Source organism: Pseudomonas sp. LARHCG127, from assembly GCF_052871455.1.
On the sequence record NZ_JBIXJT010000008.1, the window covers coordinates 241,627 to 261,165 of the forward strand.

The 19,539-nt window shown below is 61.2% G+C and carries 19 protein-coding genes; 10 read left to right on the forward strand and 9 right to left on the reverse strand.

Translation table 11 applies throughout. The features are described 5' to 3' along the window. The first annotated feature begins 216 nt into the window (after positions 1–216). Positions 217–1,038 (forward strand): IclR family transcriptional regulator, encoded by an 822-nt coding sequence (locus ACIPQ1_RS15940; RefSeq protein WP_411385600.1) that lies wholly within the window; start codon positions 217–219, stop codon positions 1,036–1,038. Here ACIPQ1_RS15940 and ACIPQ1_RS15945 read toward each other — a convergent pair. The 8 genes from ACIPQ1_RS15945 to ACIPQ1_RS15980 all read right to left on the reverse strand — a co-directional run bounded on the left by ACIPQ1_RS15945 (position 1,003) and on the right by ACIPQ1_RS15980 (position 12,190). Beyond that, positions 1,003–1,704, reverse strand: a complete 702-nt coding sequence (locus ACIPQ1_RS15945) for a hypothetical protein (protein WP_250965695.1) — start codon at positions 1,702–1,704, stop codon at positions 1,003–1,005. The two genes, ACIPQ1_RS15940 and ACIPQ1_RS15945, sit on opposite strands and share 36 nt — an antisense overlap. Before the next feature lie 205 nt (positions 1,705–1,909). Beyond that, the gene (locus tag ACIPQ1_RS15950; protein WP_446534425.1) at positions 1,910–4,459 is read right to left on the reverse strand and encodes a LuxR C-terminal-related transcriptional regulator; all 2,550 of its coding nucleotides are present in this window, start codon (positions 4,457–4,459) and stop codon (positions 1,910–1,912) included. 307 nt (positions 4,460–4,766) lie between these two features. Beyond that, the gene (locus ACIPQ1_RS15955; RefSeq protein WP_186705062.1) at positions 4,767–6,134 is read right to left on the reverse strand and encodes a DUF1329 domain-containing protein; all 1,368 of its coding nucleotides are present in this window, start codon (positions 6,132–6,134) and stop codon (positions 4,767–4,769) included. Positions 6,135–6,156: 22 nt separating this feature from the next. Continuing rightward, positions 6,157–7,950: a DUF1302 domain-containing protein gene (locus ACIPQ1_RS15960; RefSeq protein WP_186729772.1), complete on the reverse strand. Its 1,794-nt coding sequence runs from the start codon at positions 7,948–7,950 to the stop codon at positions 6,157–6,159. 673 nt (positions 7,951–8,623) lie between these two features. Further along, the gene (locus ACIPQ1_RS15965; protein ID WP_053181805.1) at positions 8,624–9,535 is read right to left on the reverse strand and encodes an SDR family oxidoreductase; all 912 of its coding nucleotides are present in this window, start codon (positions 9,533–9,535) and stop codon (positions 8,624–8,626) included. Between the two features lie 374 nt (positions 9,536–9,909). After that, positions 9,910–10,812, reverse strand: coding sequence for an alpha/beta fold hydrolase (locus ACIPQ1_RS15970; protein WP_446534426.1), 903 nt, complete (start codon positions 10,810–10,812; stop codon positions 9,910–9,912). Further along, on the reverse strand, positions 10,812–11,594 hold the full coding sequence (locus ACIPQ1_RS15975) for a class II aldolase/adducin family protein (RefSeq protein ID WP_186705055.1): 783 nt from the start codon (positions 11,592–11,594) through the stop codon (positions 10,812–10,814). The genes ACIPQ1_RS15970 and ACIPQ1_RS15975 overlap by 1 nt, the downstream gene beginning before the upstream one ends. Positions 11,595–11,734: 140 nt before the next feature. Then, on the reverse strand, positions 11,735–12,190 hold the full coding sequence (locus ACIPQ1_RS15980) for a flavodoxin (RefSeq protein WP_250965701.1): 456 nt from the start codon (positions 12,188–12,190) through the stop codon (positions 11,735–11,737). A 152-nt stretch (positions 12,191–12,342) separates the two neighbouring features. Here ACIPQ1_RS15980 and ACIPQ1_RS15985 point away from each other — a divergent pair, with 152 nt between their 5' ends. Both ACIPQ1_RS15985 and ACIPQ1_RS15990 read left to right on the forward strand, forming a co-directional pair. Continuing rightward, positions 12,343–12,816: a PAS domain-containing protein gene (locus tag ACIPQ1_RS15985; protein WP_250965702.1), complete on the forward strand. Its 474-nt coding sequence runs from the start codon at positions 12,343–12,345 to the stop codon at positions 12,814–12,816. A gap of 54 nt (positions 12,817–12,870) precedes the next feature. Further along, a complete protein-coding gene (locus tag ACIPQ1_RS15990) occupies positions 12,871–13,476 on the forward strand; it encodes a hypothetical protein (RefSeq protein WP_250965703.1) in 606 nt (201 codons plus the stop codon). A gap of 19 nt (positions 13,477–13,495) precedes the next feature. On the opposite strand, the gene ACIPQ1_RS15995 is transcribed toward ACIPQ1_RS15990, so the two are convergent. Next, the gene (locus ACIPQ1_RS15995; RefSeq protein WP_250965705.1) at positions 13,496–14,455 is read right to left on the reverse strand and encodes a MerR family transcriptional regulator; all 960 of its coding nucleotides are present in this window, start codon (positions 14,453–14,455) and stop codon (positions 13,496–13,498) included. 219 nt (positions 14,456–14,674) lie between these two features. Here ACIPQ1_RS15995 and ACIPQ1_RS16000 point away from each other — a divergent pair, with 219 nt between their 5' ends. The 7 genes from ACIPQ1_RS16000 (at position 14,675) to ACIPQ1_RS16030 (ending at position 19,418) form a co-directional block, all read left to right on the forward strand. Further along, positions 14,675–15,235, forward strand: a complete 561-nt coding sequence (locus ACIPQ1_RS16000) for an antibiotic biosynthesis monooxygenase (RefSeq protein WP_250965704.1) — start codon at positions 14,675–14,677, stop codon at positions 15,233–15,235. A 233-nt stretch (positions 15,236–15,468) separates the two neighbouring features. Beyond that, positions 15,469–16,179: a dihydromonapterin reductase gene (folM, locus tag ACIPQ1_RS16005; RefSeq protein ID WP_250964035.1), complete on the forward strand. Its 711-nt coding sequence runs from the start codon at positions 15,469–15,471 to the stop codon at positions 16,177–16,179. Between the two features lie 20 nt (positions 16,180–16,199). Continuing rightward, on the forward strand, positions 16,200–16,760 hold the full coding sequence (gene folE / locus ACIPQ1_RS16010; protein ID WP_186705049.1) for a GTP cyclohydrolase I FolE: 561 nt from the start codon (positions 16,200–16,202) through the stop codon (positions 16,758–16,760). Next, positions 16,761–17,141 (forward strand): dihydroneopterin triphosphate 2'-epimerase, encoded by a 381-nt coding sequence (folX, locus tag ACIPQ1_RS16015; RefSeq protein WP_025211888.1) that lies wholly within the window; start codon positions 16,761–16,763, stop codon positions 17,139–17,141. It abuts the gene before it with no gap. A 97-nt stretch (positions 17,142–17,238) separates the two neighbouring features. Beyond that, the gene (locus ACIPQ1_RS16020) at positions 17,239–17,535 is read left to right on the forward strand and encodes a DUF1244 domain-containing protein (protein ID WP_250964037.1); all 297 of its coding nucleotides are present in this window, start codon (positions 17,239–17,241) and stop codon (positions 17,533–17,535) included. Beyond that, entirely contained in the window at positions 17,528–17,866 is a 339-nt protein-coding gene (locus tag ACIPQ1_RS16025; protein WP_411385605.1) for a HopJ type III effector protein, read from the forward strand. The genes ACIPQ1_RS16020 and ACIPQ1_RS16025 overlap by 8 nt, the downstream gene beginning before the upstream one ends. Positions 17,867–18,167: 301 nt before the next feature. Then, positions 18,168–19,418, forward strand: coding sequence for a 2-aminoadipate transaminase (locus ACIPQ1_RS16030; RefSeq protein WP_411385606.1), 1,251 nt, complete (start codon positions 18,168–18,170; stop codon positions 19,416–19,418). Positions 19,419–19,539 lie beyond the last annotated feature (121 nt).

The window sequence follows — 19,539 nt, forward strand, 5'->3', positions numbered from 1 at the left end:
CCATTCGCCCCAATGCCGATCAGTTAAGCGAAATAAAGCCCGGCAGTAACCCTGAGGCGAGGGAGCTTGCTCCCGCGGGGGCGCGAAGCGGCCCTGTTTTTGGGGCGGCTACGCAGCCCAGCGGGAGCAAGCTCCCTCGCCACGGGTTGTGTGTTTGCCCGTGCGATCCACTTCACTGACAAGCATTAGCCCATTCGCCTCTGGACCTGCGCCTCCATGGAAAACCCGCTCAGCAACGGTAAACAGAAAGTTCGCTCGGCCGAAGTCGGCACCGACATTCTCAAGGCCCTGGCCGAACTCTCCCCCTCCACGTCGCTGTCGCGCCTGGCCGAGCACGTGCAAATGCCGGCGAGCAAGGTCCATCGCTACTTGCAGGCCTTGATCGCCAGCGGGTTTGCCGAGCAGAACGCCGCCACCAACCACTACGGCCTGGGCCGTGAAGCCCTGCGTGTGGGCCTGGCAGCGCTGAATGGCATGGACGTGCTGCAAGTGGCCGCCCTGCCCCTGGCCGAGTTGCGCGACGACTTGAACGAAACCTGCTTCCTCGCCGTGTGGGGCAACCATGGCGCGACCGTGGTGCGCATCGAACCCGCCGTGCGAGCCGTGACCGTGGTGACGCAACTGGGCTCGGTCTTGCCGTTGCTCAGTTCGTCCACCGGGCTGGTGTTCAGTGCTTATTTGCCGGCGCGCGAGACCATCGGCCTGCGGGAGCAGGAAGTGCAAGGCACCGAGCACCACGCCCTGGCCGACGACCGCGCCTATGCCACCCTCTGCGAGCAGATTCGCAGCCGCGGCCTGCACCATGTGCATGGCTTGCTGATGCCGGGCGTGGACGCCTTGTCCGCCCCGGTCTTCAATGCCGTCGGCGAGGTGAAGGCGGTGATGACCATTGTTGGCCCGACCTCGTTGTTCCACGCCGACGAAAACGGCCCGGCGGCGCAACGGCTGTTGGCGGCGACCCGGGCCGTGAGTTGGCGGATGGGGTATGAGGCGGCCCCAGGATCAGTCCAGGAAATCCGGGACAATCCTGATCACTAGATCGTTGAGATGCGCGGTGATCAGTTGCGGGTGGACATGACGGTCTTCCCCGCTGAAGCGAACGGTATAGATACCCTGGTGGTTGCCCTCCGAGTGATAAGGAATCACATCATTCTGGAAATGGCCCAGTAAGTACTCGACCAACCCCTCGGAAGACGACACCAGGCGCTGGCCGGGGTCATCCTCAATGAAGCTGGTCACGTATACGCCGCCAGCGTTGATACCCGACGCGTGGACTTTCAATGCTCCATGCACGTCCTCGGCGGTCAAGGGCCTGAGGGGACGCAGGGACAGCTCGATTGCCGGCTGTCGAGTCAAACTTGCAACAATGTCTATGACGATTTTTTCAAATGCTATCAAGTCCAATGTCTTGAGCCGATCTTCGGCGGCAAAGGAATAACGTTTGCTGAATAGATTGCTGGCGCCTTGCGTATAAGAGGGCAGGTGTTGCTTTTCAACGCAGGCCAGGGTTTCTTCGAACAATGTTCGAGAGCTTCCCACTTCAGGACTTGGAAAGTTCTTCAATGTATTCACGTAGGCAGTGAATGGGTTGATGCCCAGTGGCTCCAGGTAATGACCCAACAGCACCTGCACGGCAAAATCCACGCGGGTGTTCTTCAGCGCGACCAGTCTTTCGGAGTGGGAAGAGAACAGCGGGGTATTCATATCAGACATCCTTGTCATGTCATGGCCTCGAACTTCCTGTTCGAGGCGTTATTGATTGTGCAGCTGAATGCAACAGCACGGCCTCTCGGTTCAACTGAAGTCGCAACTTATCGTTGAACTTCAGTCACGCCGTTATACACAGGCCAATCGTCGATTGTAAAAAAAGCAAGTGTAAGCGTGCGTGAAGTTTCAATCATTCGTAGCCCTAACCCATCACCCCCATGACCTTGGCTTTCGCCACCGCTTGCGTACGCCGTTGCACGCCCAACTTGCTGTGGATTCGCCGCGCATGGGTCTTCACCGTATGCAGCGAAATGAACAACTGCTCGGCTATCTGTTGGTTTGAATGACCTTGGGCAATCAGCTCCAGGACTTCCAGTTCGCGATGACTGAGCAAGGTGTCCTCGACGGTGGCAGGCGACTCGACCTGCTCTGCCGATTGACCCCAGCGCAACAGCTCGGGCTGGCGCAAGCGCAGCTCGCACAACGCTTGCTGGGCCCGCCAGCAGGTGACGCGCTTGAGCCCCTCTTGCAGGCGTTCCCGGGCCTGGGCGCGATCGCCGGACAACCAGACGATTTCCGTCAGCACCAGGTGCAGTTCGGTTTCCAGGCTGTGCATTTCACCGCGCTGTGCCTGGGCGATCATGGCCTGCAAGCGCGCCTGTGGTTCCTGCGCCCGCTGCAAGTAGACCTCGGCCAGCACCAGCAGGTATTCAAGTCGCGCAATCAACTCCAGGGTCGCGGGAGGCGCGTGCTTGGCCTGGGATCCGCGAAAGTGCCGCAAGACACGGGTCAAGGCTTCATGGGCCAGTTCCGCCCGTCCCTGCTGCAACCAGAACTGGCAGCTGGTTTGCAACAACACGCCGCGGTAAACGGTGTCGGGGATGTGCCGCTGCTGCATGGTCCGCTCGGCATCGCGCAAATGCATGAAGGCCTCGCCATAGTCGCCTTGGTTGGCCGCCAGGCAGGCCTTGCCAAGAAAGCCATAGAGCACCTGTTTGTCCTGGCTGAGCAGGCCCGTTTCCAGGCCAGTTTGAAAGTGCTCGGCGGCCTGTTCCTCAAAGCCCATGCGCAGCGCCAGACGCCCGCGCCGCAAGGCAATACGCCCCAACAACGGGGAAAAGTCCTGGCCCGGTTTATCCAGCAGCGCCTGGACGGCGGCCAGCAAATGATCGGCCCGATGCGGTGCGCCGCGTTGCTCCAGAACCTGGGCGTGATCCAGTTCCAGCAAGCCCTCGAAGACCAGCGAACCCTGTGCACGCGCCAGGCACAACGCCTGGCGGTTGATCCATTGCGCCGAGGCCAGATCGCCAGCCAGCAGCGCCTGCTGCGTCAGCCCACCCAGGCACAACACCCGTTGGGACCAGGCCTCCGTGTCCAGGCTGGCCTGGGCCTGGAGAAAATGCTCGCGTGCCGGTTCGCCATCGCCAGAAAGGTGCAGCAACCAGCCCTGCAAGACCTGCCACCTGGCCAGCACCTGTCGCTGTCGACAGGCCCAAGGCTGCGGCAGGAACCTGGACAATTGCTCGATGCAGGTCGACGCCTCGTCGAAGCGCCCGGCGAACAACAGCGCAGCGGTGACCAGCCCCACCGACTGCGGCGTCCCGAGGGTCAGCGCGTCGCCTTGTTGATCGTGCAAGCTCAGCAACAGCACCGCGTTGCGGCGCTGCAAGACGTGCTCGAAGCTCAAATGCTGCAAGAAACTGACGGCGGTCTCGAACTCCTCGGCCAACATCGCTTGCTCGAACGCCATTTGCCAGTCCTGCTCGGCCGCAAACCATTGGCAGGCCCGTCGATGCCAGGAGCGGCCCTGGGACCAGGGCTCTTCACGCACCAACCGGGCCAGGGCCGGGAAGATCTGCAACCAATCCGAGGTCTGCTCCCACGGCTCGATGAAACAACCCAGCTCCAGCAACAACGGCAGGCATTGCGCGCCCACCGTGTCGCCGAACAGGTGCTCGCACAGCCGGGCATTGAAGCGTGGCAGATGCGCCAGCACCCGCCAGGCCTCTGCCAGGTCCGGGGTCAGTGTGCTGAACAGTTCGTACTCCAGGTAATCGAGTAACGTCCCCGGCCGCCCTGGCGATGCATGACTGCGCGCCCATTCACAGCGCTCTAGCAGGCTGATGCGCACCCCGGCGCACCAGCCACCATTGCGCAGGATCACCTCCCGGGCCGTGCGGGCAGCCTGGGGACCGGGCAGATGACGAAGCAGCGGCTGGACATCGTCAGGGCTGAAGAACAACGCCTGAGGGTCAAACTCGTACAGCTCGTCATCGAGCAACAGCCGCGGCCAGTTGCAGTGGGGACGACGGCGACCGTTGAGCCAAAGGTGCAATGCCGGACTGCTGGTATTCAACAGACGGTCGAGCAACTGGTCCAGTTCGGGATTCGGTACCCGGCAATAGTCGTCCAGAAACAACCAGGTGGGCGTTTGCAAACGGGCCAGATGAGTCAACAGCCCCGCTTCGTCCAGCATCGGCAAGCCGAGGGTCTGTGCCAGGCACTCGCACATTTGCACCGTGCTCAACGCCGCCCCCCCCAGGGGCAGCCAATGCAGCCGGAAGTCACTGGGGGCCTGCAAAAAGCACTCGGCGAACAACGCACTCTTGCCACTGCCCGCCGGCGCGCAGAGCAGTTTTACCCGTGCTTCGGAAGTCAGCAGCGGCTCGCTCAGGGACCGCCGCGGCACATGCGTCGAGGACAGGCGAGGCAGCAATCCTGGACGGTCCGGACACGGGGTCATGGCGGTCATGTGGGGCGATCCTGTTTATTGTTATCTCTCCACCCTAGACCTGTGTCGCCGACCTTTGGAGAAGTATTCAGCGCGCTGATTGGTGCCCATAAAAAAACGACCGGCAGGGTCGCTGCCGGTCGTCATGCCTGGTTCAAATCAGACTCGGTCCCGTGGCGAGGGAGCTTGCTCCCGCTGGGCTGCGCAGCAGCCCCAAAAAGGACCACTCGATGCACCTGATACATCGAGCCGCCTGGTTTCAGGGCCGCTGCGCGTCCCAGCGGGAGCAAGCTCCCTCGCCACGAGCCCTCATCACTCAAGAAAAGACTTACCGAACCCCGGTCGAACGCAACGCCGCTGGCGTGTAGTCGGCCGCCCTGGCTTCGAAGCCGTACTCGTAACTGTGCTTTTCTTCGTTCTTCATCCCCAGCGCGATGTAGCGGCCGGCGATGATGTCGTAGAGCGCTTCAAGGGTGTAGCCCGGGTTCTGATGGTCGTAATAGAACTGGGCATGACCTTCGGCCACCCGCCACAGTTGGCCGCGACCGTCATAGTGATCCACCAGCGCCGCCTGCCAGCTGTCCTCGTCGATGTACATGTGGCGCTTGGCATAAATGTGCCGCTCGCTGGGCTTGACCGTCCCCACCACTTCCCAGACCCGGTGCAGCTCGTAGCGGGTCAGGTCCTGGTTGATGTGGCCGGCCTTGACCACATCGTCGTACTTGAGGCTTGGCGAATCGAGCTTGTAGCTGTTGTACGGAATGTACATTTCCTTCTTGCCGATCAGCTTCCAGTCGTAGCGGTCCGGCGCCCCGGAAAACAGGTCGAAGTTGTCGGAGGTACGCAACCCGTCGGCGGCGGTACCCGGGCCGTCGTAGGCCACTTGCGGGGCGCGACGCACACGGCGCTGGCCGGCGTTGTAGATCCACGCCAGGCGCGGCTCCTTCACTTGGTCGAGGGTCTCATGCACCAGCAACACGTTACCGGCCAGGCGCGCCGGGGCGGTGACCGATTGCTTGAAATAGGTCAGCACGTTGCTGGCCTTTTCCGGGTCGGCGTCCTTGATCAGGAACGGCACGGCGATTTCTTCTTCGAAGCGGATCGGCGTGAAGCTGCCATTGGTCTGCGGCGTGACCTGGGTGATGACCCGGCGCAGGTTGCCACCGTGATAACGGGTAACGTGGTTCCACAGCACTTCCACGCCGTTCTTGGGAATCGGGAAGGCGTAGTAGCGGTTGCCGGTAAAATTCGACAAGCCGTTACCGTCGTTGATGGACGTTACATTGAGGGCGCTGCGCTTGGCTGACTCGTAGATTTCCGGCGGCAGGCCGACGCTGCGATGGGTCGGGTAGACCGGGATCTTGTAAGTCTCCGGATAGCGCTTGAACATCGCGACCTGCCCTTCGGAGAGTTTGTCCTTGTACTTGTCCACAGTCGCGGCGGTGATGGTGAACAGTGGTTTTTCATTGGCGAACGGGTCGGCCAGAAAACCCTTGCTGTCCACCGCCCCGGCGTTTTTCGGGATGCCGCCAGTCCAGGCCGGGATCGAGCCATCGGCATTGCCGGCTTTTTCCGCGCCCAACGGCGTAAGGCTGGTGCCCAGTTTGTTCGCTTCCTCCGGCGACACCGCCGCCATCACGTTCACGGCCAGCAGGCTCAAGGCCAGGGCACCGCATTGCAGGATCATCTTGCGCATTGGGTTTTCCTTGTCAGCCAAATCAGAAGTTCACGCCGAAGCTCAGCGCGAGGAAATCGCGGTCTTCGAGAACGTTGTAATCGCCGCCAAAAAAGTCGGTGTAGCTCAAGCTGGCGGTGTAGGTGTTGCGGTAATCGGCATCGACACCAACACTGACGGCCTTGGCGCCTTCGTTGAACAAACCATTGGGGCCATAGCCCGCCACGTCGTGGGACCAGGACAGGTTGGGCTTGAAGTTCACGCCACCGATTACATTGGAGTAATCGAGAATCGCCCGGGCGCGATAACCCCAGGACGTCGAAGTGACGAAACCGTCGGTGTCGCCCTGGAAGCCGTATTGGCCATAGACCGAATCCCGGCCATAACGCAGCGTGTCCTTGGACTCCAGGCCACCGACATGCACCACCGCCGCTTCGCCGACCAAGGTCAGGCGATCAGCGCCCAATACCTGATCGAAGAAATGCGTCAGGGTGCTCTGGACCTGGGTGATTTCCTTGCGGCGGTAACCGGTGTTGTCGGCGCCAGGCGAGGTGGCGATGGGCGATGCGGCGCCACCGGCAATCGGGTTGACCAGGGCCAGGGTCAGGTCGTTGGTATTGACCTGCACCGGCGCGTTGGGACGGTAGCTGACTTCCCCGGTCCAGGCGGTGCCGGTGGGCAGCGTCGTGGAGAAACTGGCGCCGTAGAGGCGGATGTCTTCCGGGTATTCAAGGTAGTACCCCCCGCGGCCCAGCATCACGCTCTGCGCCAGGCCCGCGCCGCTGCCGGGGGCCAGCCCGTTGGCAATCGCGACCATGCCCGGCAATGCCGCCAGTGTCGAGAGCCCCGCCGTGGTGGTGCCGACAGTAGGCGTACGGCTGTGGTAATTCATGAAGTACAGGCCGTACTCGGTGTCATCGCCAAGCCAGCGCAACGCCGTGCCCCACTGGCCGGAGTCGCGGGCGTCACGATCGCCACCACGGGGAATGATCACCCCTTCGCTGGACACCTGGATCTCCTCGCCGAATGCCTGGGTCAAGGGGACGAACGGCGCAATCGCCGGGCTGCCTACGGTGTAGCCACTGGTGCAACCGTCAGCCACCACGTCGTTGCCGAAGAACGTACCGCAGTTATCCACCACGGTCTGGTCCCACTCCAACTGGTAGAACCCTTCGATGGTGAGTTTGTCGGTCAGCCCCTGGGAGGCGAACAGCATGTTCACCGGAATCAGGCCTTCCTTGATCTCCGCACCGGGGCGACGGAACGCGGACACGTCCACCGGGTTGATGCTGTTGATGGAGTTGCCGATGAAAGTACTTTCCCCCCAACTGACCACCTGCTTGCCGGCGCGAACGGTGCCTGGCAAATCGGCGATGGAATAATTGTGGTAGACGAAGGCATCAAGAATCTGCGCCCCCGATGACTTGGCGCCCTCCTTGCGATTGCTGTCGCTGATGTCCTTGAACTCGCGGCCTTCATCCTTGAGTTCGAAGTCGTACCAGTACTTGCCGCGCACGAACACACCGGTATCGCCGTACTTGAGCTCGAGGTCGTGCAGGCCCTTGAAGATTTTGGAAAAGGTCTCGCCTTTCTTGAAATTCAGCCGCCCATCATCACCGGTGGAGGATTGGCCCGTACCACCATTGACCGTACCGACCAGGTCCTTGTCGGCATCGCGCATGCCCCAGCTCGCGCCCACGGACAGCGACGAATCGAACTGACCCTCGATCTCGCCAATGTTGAATGAAACGGCCTGCGCCTGGGCACAGCAACCCAAGGCCACCGCGACGGCCAGCGCCTGCGGCTTGAAGATGGCGCGCATTGTTATTGTTGTCATGCGTCTTCCCCGGTGAGTGACAGAGTCTTCACCCTACTGCCGGATGCCCTGGGCGATAAGCGCACCAAGGAGGTATTCACGCTGTACCTCAAAAGGATGACAGCCCCTGCCCAGCGGACCTTTGAGGCGTGCATGGATGGATTGGATGATGGGTTATCAGCGCCGCGCATACCCCTGCCTCGCCGACGACTGTTACGCGCCCTGCAACGGTGCATGTCCGGATTCGGGCTGTTTCCCACCGGGCTCGGTCCCTATGCTGGCCGGGCTTGCAGGGCAACGGGCCTGCAAACGCAAGTCGCCACGGCATCCCTCACGCCTGGCGCACCGTCATTCGGATGGATTGGCGCATCGGTCCATCATCCCGTGCTTATCGACGTTGGTTTGTAGCTCCTTTGCAACGTCACGCTTAGGCCGCTGCTTTTTGCAGCGGCCTTTTTTATGTGCGGTTGTTTGCTTGGAATGACAGCAGAATGCGCATGGCTATGACACAGGAGCCACTACGATGAATGCAGGCTTCTAGCGGCTGCCACGCGCTTTATAGATGCACGCCGTCCGGCGAGATATCAAGGGTGTGATGGATAGAGAAACCGCCGCGAACCTGGCGGCTTTTAGGTACACGTCCCCGTGAGCACAGTTACCGCAGCGAGCGGCAACCGGCCCGGGCAATAAGGGCCTAAATGGCGTGCCGTTGCAGATTCGCCATCATTTCCTTCAAGGCTTCCAGGTTGTCGTTCGGGTGTACGGCATTTTCGAAGTCGCATATCTGCTGCCAATGGGCGGCGACGTCTTCGGGGGAAAAGCCTTTGCGTGGATCGAAGCCAGCGCCCAGGCTGCGCTCCCAGCGCACCTTGCCCATCCAGCCGCCGCCCACTTCGAACAGGCCGGAGGTTTCCTGGCAGGTCTCGCTGGCCAGGTACACCACCAGCGGGCTGACGAGTTCGGGCTTGAGTTGCTCGAACACCTGCGGCGGGATCAGGCCTTCGGTCATGCGGGTGCCGCCGGTGGGGGCGATGGCATTGACCAGGATGTTGTTCTTGCGGCCTTCGATGGCCAGGGTTCGAGTCAAGCCATAGAGGCCAAGCTTGGCCATGCCGTAGTTGGATTGGCCGAAGTTGCCGTAGATGCCGGAGGTGGATGCGGTGAAGATCACCCGCCCGTAGTTTTGCTCACGCAGGTGCGGCCAAGCGGCCCGGGTCACCTTGTAGGCGCCCTCGACGTGGACGCGGTAGACCAGGTCCCAATCGGCGTCGTCCATTTTGTGAAACGTCTTGTCCCGCAGGATCCCGGCATTGTTGACCACCACATCGACACGACCGAACGCGTCGAGCGCATTTTGGACCAGCTTGTCACCGTCGGTCACCGAGTCATGGTTGGCCTCGGCGATACCGCCCGCTTCGCGGATTTCGGCGACCACCCGGTCCGCTGCCGAGGCATTGGCCCCTTCCCCTTGAGCCGAGCCGCCCAGGTCGTTGACCAGCACTTTCGCGCCTTGTCTGGCGAATAGCAGCGCGTGGGCGCGTCCCAGGCCACCGCCGGCTCCCGTGACGATCACGACTTTATCTTCGAAGCGCACAGACTCACTCATGGCAGAACTCCAGCAGGCGAATAGGACAATGGGCACGAGTGTCGGGCACCTGTCGGCCGGTCACAATCAACACGGCTGCCAGTGAATGGTGGCCGATAAGGCGGGGGGATGATGCGGGCCCAAGCCCTGTGGGAGCGAGCCTGCTCGCGAAAGCGGTGTTTCAGTCAGGACAGATGTTGGCTGTGCTGACGCCATCGCGAGCAAGCTCGCTCCCACAGGGGATTTTTAGTGTCCACAATTTCTGCATTCACAATCGATTTATTGTGGGAGCGAGCTTGCTCGCGATAGCGGTCTTTCAGTCGGGAATATGTTGGATGTGCTGACGCCTTCGCGAGCAGGCTCGCTCCCACATAAGCTCACTCCCTCCCGCGCCCTCAGGAACAGGCCATTTGCCTGTGCGGCACGGCGATGGCTTCGCGAAACGCCAGGTAATGCTTGAGCACCTGCACCGGTGCCTCGGTGTGCGGATAGTGGCCGATGTCGGGCAGCAAAACCGTGTCCGGGTTGGGGATCAGGGCCTCGTAGCGCGCCACCATGTGTTCACCGGAAATCGGATCGACCGCGCCATCGATCACCCGCAACGGCACTTCGCCGCGTTGCATCGCCTGCACCCAGCGATCCCGCTGCACACGGCGTTCGGGAATATAGGCGATGAGTTTGTGCATGATCCGCGGACCGCGATGGGCCTCCACCAGGCTCCAGAAGTCATCCAGTTCGCTTTCGGTGGGGCCGGTCGAGGGCCCGAAAATCTGCCGAAAGCTGCTGGCCAGGCTTTCCCGGCAGAACATTCGCCCCAAGAGCCAGCCCAGCGGACTTAGCAGAACTTTCTGGGCCCATACCGGACGGTGGGTTTCAGGGAACAGACCGCCATTGAGAAAGACACAACTGGCAAGGTGGATGCGCGCGTCGTAGTGCCGCGCGAGCAGCTCCTGGGCCACGCTGTCGCCGTAATCGTGGGCCAGCAGATGCACGGCGCCCTTCACACTCAGGTGCGCCAGCAAGGCCTGTTGCAGATCGGCCTGCTCCAGCAGGCTATAGACGTGATCCGTCGGCTTGGCCGAGTCGCCGAAACCGAGCATGTCACATGCGATCACCCGGTAGCGTTGCGCCAAGGGTTGCCACAGGTAATGCCAATCCCAACTGGCGGTGGGGAAACCGTGGAGCAACAGCAGCGGCTCGCCCTGCCCCGCCACCCAATAACGGATGGCATGGCCACGGAACATGAAGATCTGGCTGCGCTGGCGCCAGATACGCAGGGGGATCTGGGCCAGGGGCATCAGCTTCTATACCCGGTATCGTGTTGATCGAGCTTGCGCAGCAACGCCGGCCAGGCCAACGCACCGCCCATGCCCTGGGCGCTTTTGGTCACGCCGGCGATCATCGCTCGAGCTCCGGCCAGAATCTGCGGCTCGATGGCGATCAATTCGGCCCCGCCGTTCTGGGCCAGGACCTGGATGTCACAGGCCCGTTGAAAGGTGAACATCATCAGGAAGGTATCGGCGATGGTGCCGCCGCATGTCAGCAAGCCATGGTTGTGCAGCATCAGGAAATTGCTTTCGCCCAGGTCGGCCTGCAGGCGCGCCTTTTCTTCGTGATTCAAGGCCACCCCTTCGTAGGCGTGATAGGCCAGGCTCGACAGCACGAACAGCGCCTGCTGGCTGATCGGCAACACACCTTGCTTCTGTGCCGATACCGCAACGCCGGCGGCGGTGTGGGTGTGCAACACACAGGCGACATCATGGCGCACCTCATGCACCGCGCTGTGGATGGTGTAGCCGGCCGGGTTGATGTCGTAGGGGCTGTCCATCAACTTGTTGCCAGCCTGGTCGACCTTGACCAGGCTCGAGGCGGTGACTTCATGGAACATCAACCCGAAGGGGTTGATCAGGAAATCCTCGGTGCCGGGGACCTTCGCGGAGATATGGGTGAAGATCAGGTCATCCCAGCCATGCAGCGCGACAAGCCGATAACAGGCGGCAAGGTCCACCCGGGTCTGCCATTCGGCGGCACTGACCTGTTCCTTGATACTGAGTGTCGTTTGGACGGGCGCTACGCTCACGGCTCTGACCTCTGGTTTCCAGTTATAGGCGTCTCGTCATCAAAACGTCTTACGCAAGAAAATCAGTCTAGTCAGGTCTTTCAGAGGCGGTAGTTGCATTGGCAGCCAGCTTACTGGCCAAACGAGTCACCGCATTCGCTTCAAGCACGCAACGCGTCGATCAATTCAGCCAGCCACGGCTCGGCATCGGTTTCCGGGGTGACGCTTTCGCTGGCATCCAGGCGCAACATCGGCAGCACCTCGCTCACGCCCAGTTCGGCGAACAACTCGCGCATCTGCTCGCCGCCGGCGCAGAAGGTATCCCCATAGCTGGCGTCACCCAGGCCGATCACCGCGCCAGGCAAGCCGCGAAAGAACCCTGGCAATTGGTCGCGGATGATCGAATACAACGGCATCAAATTGTCTGGCAACTCGCCCATGCCGGTCGTGGACGTCACCGCCAGCAAGGCCTCTGGCGCGAACGCCTGCACATCCGCCAACATCGCGCGAGGGTCGTGCCAGGCGTCGAAGCCCGCGTCGCGAAGCAGTTTGGCGGCGTGCCGGGCGACTTCTTCGGCGGTGCCATACACTGAGCCGGAAAGAATGGCGACTTTCATCGATCTGATCCTGAACCTGAAAAAAGAGCCGGGATAGTAACAGCTGCACCTGCCGGGCTGCGAATGGCTCTCAACGGCAGTGATGGCCAGTGGACAGCCCGTCGATTTCTTTTAAGATGTTGCATCAAAGAATGTTCAAAGGGCGCTTTCCAATGATCAACGCTCAACTGATGCAACTGGTCATCGATGCTTCGAACGACGGGATTGTCATCGCTGAAAAAGAAGGCGAAGACAACATCCTGATCTACGTGAACCCAGCCTTCGAACGATTGACCGGCTATCACCGCGACGAAATCCTCTATCAGGATTGCCGCTTCCTGCAATCGGGTGATCGGGACCAACCTGCCCTGGAGCCCATTCGCAAGGCCTTGAGGGAGGGAGGTACCTGTCGCGAGGTGTTGCGCAACTACCGCAAGGACGGCACGCCGTTCTGGAATGAATTGTCACTGTCCACGGTGAAAAATTCGGCTGACGGGCACACCTATTTCATCGGTGTGCAAAAAAACGTCACGACTCAAGTCAAGGCTCAACAACGCGTCATCCAGCTGGAAAAGGAGCTGGCCGAAGCCCGGGAAACGATTGCACGGCTCGAAGCGACGAACGGTGCAAACAAAACCCCGAATTAATGGTCAGTCACTACAATCACCAGTGAATATGTAAATTATCATTTCGAGCCGACCATGCAGCGCGATGCCCTCCTGACGCAGGATGAACTGGATTTCATCCGGACCATGCAACACAACCCGCAGCTGAACGAGCGGGATGTCACGTCGAGCTTGCTGGTCAACGGTGGGTCGCAGATCCGTGACTTGCTGACGCGCCTGGCAGCGAATGAGCAGGTCACGTTGCAAGCCAATTTCGAAAACCAGCAAATGACTTTTCCTCTGCATCTGGTGGAAGACGAATTCCATGCGATGCATCTGCGCCTGGGTGTGCCAAGCATCTACGAGGACGGACCGAAGATCCGCCCGTGGCGCCTGGTGCTCGACGAGCCGGTGGCGCTGGAGAATATCAACGGCCAGCCGGGACCGCTCTGGGTCCATGAAGTGTCCTGCAAGGGTGTATTGCTGGAAAACCGCAGCCGCACCAAGCCACCAAAGCAATTTGCCTTGTGGTTCAGCCCGTCAGGCTACGAGAGGATTTCATTACGTGGTTCCTTCGAACGGGGAACCGATCGAGGCTTGTTGGCCTATCACCTGAACCAGAATGACCAGGACGAGACCGAGCGCCTGCGCCAGTACATCCTGCAGCAACATCGCCTGACCCATCCAACCATGCATCTCTAGTGCCCTGTACGCAGGACATTCAAGTGTCGAGATTGCCTGCTAGAAACTGGCGCAGGCGCTGACGCATCACTGTTCCTTCATTACCCAGGCAACCGATTGACGAGCCAGCGAGGCTTTCCTGCGCGAGGTCGGATGCCTCACCCGCCAGCATCAACGGACAATCCAGGCTCATCGCCAATTTGCCCAGGCGCTTGGGCAAATCCGGGGCCGGCGCGTGGTCGGAAACCAGCACCAAGGCCAGCGGCTGGACCTTTTGGCACACCAGGGACAGTTCGTCGAACGGCAGGCCGATCGACAGCACTTTGACTCCCACGTCCGCCTTGGACAGGAACAGCGCTGCAATCAGCAACTCCAGTTCACGGCATTGGCCCTCAATGGCACAGACCACGATGCGAGGCACATGAACTTCGCGCTTGAGCAAAAGCCGCTGGATGATGCGTGAACGCAGGAAGCCGTCGAAAAATACCCATTCGCTGATTTGCCCGAACTCTGGCTGGCGATACAGCATTTGTCGCCAAAGCGGCATCAGGATGTCCTGGAACACGACCGGCACGGTGTAGGTGGAGAAGATCTGCCCATAGACGTGATCGAGTTCCACATCGTCAAAGTTGGCGATTGCGGCCGCCACCTGTTGCTGCCACCCGGCGTAATCCTCCCTGACCAGATCCGATGAAATAAGCGTGGAGACCGGTTGCACCGACTCGGTCTTCGCCAAGATCTTTCCCACTTTGCTTACGGCTACTCCCCGGTCTATCCACGCCAGGATACTGCGCACCTTTTCGATATCACTCAAAGAGTACAGGCGGTGCCCACTTTCGGTGCGAGTGGGTTGGATTAAACCGTAGCGCCGCTCCCATGCGCGTAGGGTCACGGGATTCACGCCGGTCATGCGCGCAACTTCGCGAATGGGGAACAGGTCTTCCTGCTTCAAGGCACCTGCTGCCTGGAAAACCAGGCTTTCCTCTGTGACTACGCTCATTTGACAGACAATTCCGACAGGGAAATTGGATCCCAGTTTAACCCCTTGAACACACGCCATGACAAGAACAAACGTGTTAAAGGTGCGTTTTTGTTGTTTTACGCACAATCGGGAATAATCCTTGCGTGTTTTTTGGCGACCAGACGCTACCACCACCCCGGGGCGTCTCCCCGCGAATCTCCTACCCGGAGTATTGCGCCTGTCTTACGGAGATACATAATGTCTACCTCACCCGTCACCCTGATGGTGGCCCGCCGTGTCGCCAACGGGCGCTATGAAGATCTGATTGCCTGGTTGCGTGAAGGCGAACAACTGGCCACCGATTTTCCCGGCTACCTGGGTTCCGGCGTGCTCGCGCCACCGCCCCAGGACGATGAATTCCAGATCATCTTCCGGTTTGCCGACGAGCAGACCCTGCACGCCTGGGAACACTCCGCTTCACGCACGGCCTGGCTGGGACGGGGCAGCGATCTGTTTGCCCATCCCTCCGAACATCGGGTGCGTGGCATCGATGGCTGGTTCGGCGCGGTCGGCCAGCGTCCGCCTCGCTGGAAACAGGCCGTGGCCATCTGGCTCGCGTTCTTTCCCGTATCGCTGTTGTTCAACTTCCTGTTGGGGCCGCTGCTGGGCGAACTGGGCCTGTTGAACCGCGTGCTGATCAGCACACTCATCCTGACACCGCTGATGGTCTACCTGTTTATCCCGATGTCGACCCATTTGCTGGCGAACTGGCTCAACGGCCCGCCGCAGCGGGCATTGCCGGCTACGCAGAATCAGTGATGCCACCCGCCTCAACAGTTACCCTGACTCATAGGCAACAAAGGACCTGTGGGAGCGAGCTTGCTCGCGATGGCGGCCTGTCCGTCAAACTCGTCATTGACTGTCGCACCGCTATCGCGAGCAAGCTCGCTCCCACAGGGGACAGTTGAGTTGCCACTGGATTAGCCGTTGTACGTAGGATGCCTCCTCCGTCGCTGTTATAGTTTTGCTCTTGCCGTGAACCGAGCCGTCCCATGTCCAGTGCCACCGCTCCTATCCTGATCACTGGTGCAGCCCAGCGCGTCGGCCTGCACTGCGCCCGACGCTTGCTGGAGGACGGGCAGCCGGTGATCGCGACCTATCGCACCGAACGCCCCGGCGTGCAGGCGTTGCGCGATTTGGGGGCGACGGTGCTGTTCGCCGACTTCTCCAGCGAAACGGGAATCCTGGCCTTTATCGAACAACTCAAGCAGCACACCGACCAGCTGCGGGCCATCGTGCACAACGCCTCGACCTGGATGCCCGAGGCGCCTGGCAACGAAGCGACGGCTTTCAGCGCCATGTTCGGCGTGCACATGCTCGCGCCTTACCTGATCAACCTGCATGGCGCCGAACTGCTGCGGCGTTCAACGCCCGCGGATATCGTGCACATCAGCGATGACGTGACTCGCAAGGGCAGCGCCCGGCATATCGCCTATTGCGCCAGCAAGGCCGGCCTGGAAAGCCTGACCCTGTCGTTCGCGGCGAAGTTCGCCCCCGCGATCAAGGTCAACGGCATCGCCCCGGCCCTGCTACTGTTCAACCCCGAAGACGACGCGGCTTACCGCGCCAAGGCCCTGGCCAAGTCCGCGCTGGGTATCGAACCTGGCAGCGAAGTGATCTACCAGAGCCTGCGTTATCTGCTGGACAACCCCTATGTCACCGGCACGACCCTGACCGTCAACGGCGGGCGGCACGTCAAATAGCCTTGTTTCGAGGATGCACCATGACGCTATCCCTGCCCCAGCACTACCGCGAGATCCTCATCGGCCTGGGGGAGAACCCCGAGCGCGAGGGTTTGCTCGATACCCCGGTGCGTGCCGCCAAGGCCATGCAGTACCTTTGCCATGGCTATGAACAAAGCGTCGAGCAAATCGTCAACGGCGCGCTGTTCGCCTCTGACAGCGATGAAATGGTGATCGTCGCCGACATCGAACTCTATTCACTCTGCGAACATCACCTGTTGCCCTTCATCGGCAAGGCCCATGTGGCTTATATTCCTACCGGCAAGGTCTTGGGGCTGTCGAAGATCGCCCGGTTGGTGGACATGTTCGCCCGCCGCCTGCAAATCCAGGAGAACCTGACCCGGCAAATCGCCGACGCGGTGCAGCAGGTCACCCAGGCCGCCGGCGTGGCGGTGGTGATCGAGGCCCAGCACATGTGCATGATGATGCGCGGTGTCGAAAAACAGAACTCGACCATGAACACCTCGGTGATGCTCGGCGCCTTTCGCGATTCCAGCACCACGCGCCAGGAGTTCCTGCAATTGATTCGACGGAGCAAGTAAATGCCACAACTTCAGCCAGCCATGGCACGTATCAAGGTCAAGGACCTGCGCCTGCGCACCTTCATCGGCATCAACGAGGATGAAATCCTCAACAAGCAGGATGTGTTGATCAACCTGACCATCCTCTACGCTGCCCAAGAAGCGGTGCGCGACAACGACATCGACCACGCGCTGAACTACCGCACCATCACCAAGGCGATCATCGCCCACGTGGAAGGCAACCGCTTCGCCCTGCTCGAACGCCTGACCCAAGAACTGCTCGACCTGGTCATGGCTAATGAGTCGGTGCTGTACGCCGAAGTCGAAGTGGACAAGCCGCACGCCTTGCGCTTCGCCGAGTCCGTATCGATTACGCTCGCGGCAAGCAGGGCTACTTCGTAGCAGCCAAAAGCTTCAAGCTGTAAGCTTCAAGCCTGAACACCGCAAACCCACTTTCAGCTTGAAGTTTGCCACTTGAAGCTGTCTCGCAGAGACCCCCATGAACGACCAACAACGCCTCGAACTCGAAGCCGCCGCTTTCCGTCGGCTGGTTGCCCACCTGGACAGCCGCAAGGATGTGCAGAACATCGACCTGATGAACCTCGCCGGCTTCTGCCGCAACTGCCTGTCCAAGTGGTACAAGGCCGCCGCCGATGAGCGCCAGGTCGAGGTCAGCCTCGACGACGCCCGCGAAGTGGTCTATGGCATGCCGTACGCCGAGTGGAAAGCCCTCTACCAGAAAGAAGCCAGCGCCGAACAACAGGCGGCGTTCTCCAAAGGAAAACCCGATGTTTGATCTTGCCACCCTGCGTACCCGTCTCATGAGCGGTGAACATGCCTTCGCCGACACCCTGGCCTTTATCGCCGCCGGCTACGACTACCAACCCCAGGCTTTCAACAACGGCGGCGTGCAAAACGCCGCCGGGCAGAACGAAGGTTCGTGCAAGACCCTGGGCCTGGCGCTGCTCGAAGGCTTGAGCAATGAAGAAGCGCTGCTGGCATTCGGCGAACATTACCGTTCGGTGCTGGCCACGCCCGAAGGCAGCGATCACGGTAATATCCGCGCGTTGATGGCCCATGGGCTGGCGGGCGTGACGTTTGAGGCGCAGCCGCTGCAGCGGCGTTGATCCGAGCCCCGCTCTGTAGCCAGGTCCGCTTTTGTGGCGAGGGAGCTTGCTCCCGCTGGGCTGCGCAGCAGCCCCAAACAATCAAACTCAATTTGCCTGACACTCCGAGTTGCCAGGTTTCGGGGCCGCTTCGCGCCCCAGCGGGAGCAAGCTCCCTCGCCACGGGCTGCACATCTCAAGTAAGCGGCGCCTCACCACATCCCGACTTTTAAGATTGACCCGGCAACTTTATTTCGTTTGCCGGGCGCCTCTGCTCGCGGCTTAGATAACGGAAATCTCTCCTTCGTCCGAGCCGTCCTCCATGAGCAGCGAAACCATCAGCCAATCGATCTCTATCGTGCATCCCGTCAGCCTCAGCCACGGCAAGAATGCCGAGGTCTGGGACACCGACGGCAGACGCTACATCGATTTCGTCGGCGGCATCGGTGTATTGAACCTGGGCCATTGCCATCCGCGCATCGTCGAGGCAATCCGCGCACAGGCCACCCGGCTGACTCACTACGCCTTCAACGCCGCGCCTCACGCGCCCTACATTGAGTTGATGGAACGTCTGGCAGCGTTCATCCCGCTGGGCTATCCCGTCAGCGGCATGCTCACCAACAGCGGCGCCGAAGCGGCGGAGAATGCCTTGAAAATCGTGCGCGGTGCCACGGGCCGCACCGCCGTGATCGCGTTCGACGGCGCCTTTCACGGCCGCACCCTGGCGACCCTCAACCTCAACGGCAAGGTCGCGCCCTACAAACAGAAAGTTGGCGTGCTGCCCGGGCCGGTGTATCACCTGCCGTACCCCAGCCAGGACAACGGCATCACCTGCGATGAGGCGTTGAAGGCCATGGAGCGGCTGTTCAGCGTCGAGATCGACGTGAATGACGTGGCCTGTTTCATTGTCGAGCCGGTGCAGGGCGAAGCCGGCTTCCTGGCGTTGGACGTGCCCTTCGCCCAGGCCCTGCGGCGGTTCTGCGACGACAAGGGCATTGTTCTGATCGTTGATGAGATCCAGTCCGGCTTCGGCCGCACCGGCCAGCGCTTTGCCTTCCCCCGGTTGGGCATCGAGCCAGACCTGGTGCTGCTGGGTAAAAGCATTGCCGGCGGCGTGCCCCTGGGAGCAGTGGTGGGGCGCAAGGCGCTGCTGGACAACCTGCCCAAGGGTGGCTTGGGCGGCACCTACTCCGGCAACCCCATTGCCTGCGCCGCCGCACTGGCGACCCTGGACGAAATGACCGACGCCAACCTGAACGCCTGGGGTGCACAACAGGAAGAGGCGATCGTCAGCCGCTACGAATCCTGGCGCCGTCGCGGGCTGAGCCCTTACCTGGGCCGCCTTACCGGTGTCGGCGCGATGCGCGGCATCGAACTGAGCCACGCCGATGGCACTCCGGCCTCGGCACAACTGACGCAACTGCTGGCCTTGGCACGGGAAGCGGGCCTGCTGCTGATGCCCAGCGGCAAATCACGGCACATCATCCGGCTGCTGGCGCCGTTGACGACCGAACCGGCCGTGCTGGAAGAAGGGTTGGATATCTTGGAGGCGTGCCTGGCGAAGCTGGCCTGACAATCGATCTTCTGACCAAACAGAGGACTTGTGGGAGCGGGGGGGGGGGGGGGGGGGGGGGGGGGGGGGTGGGGGGCGCGGGGGGGGGGGGCCCCCGGGGGGGGGGGGCGGACCCGCCCCC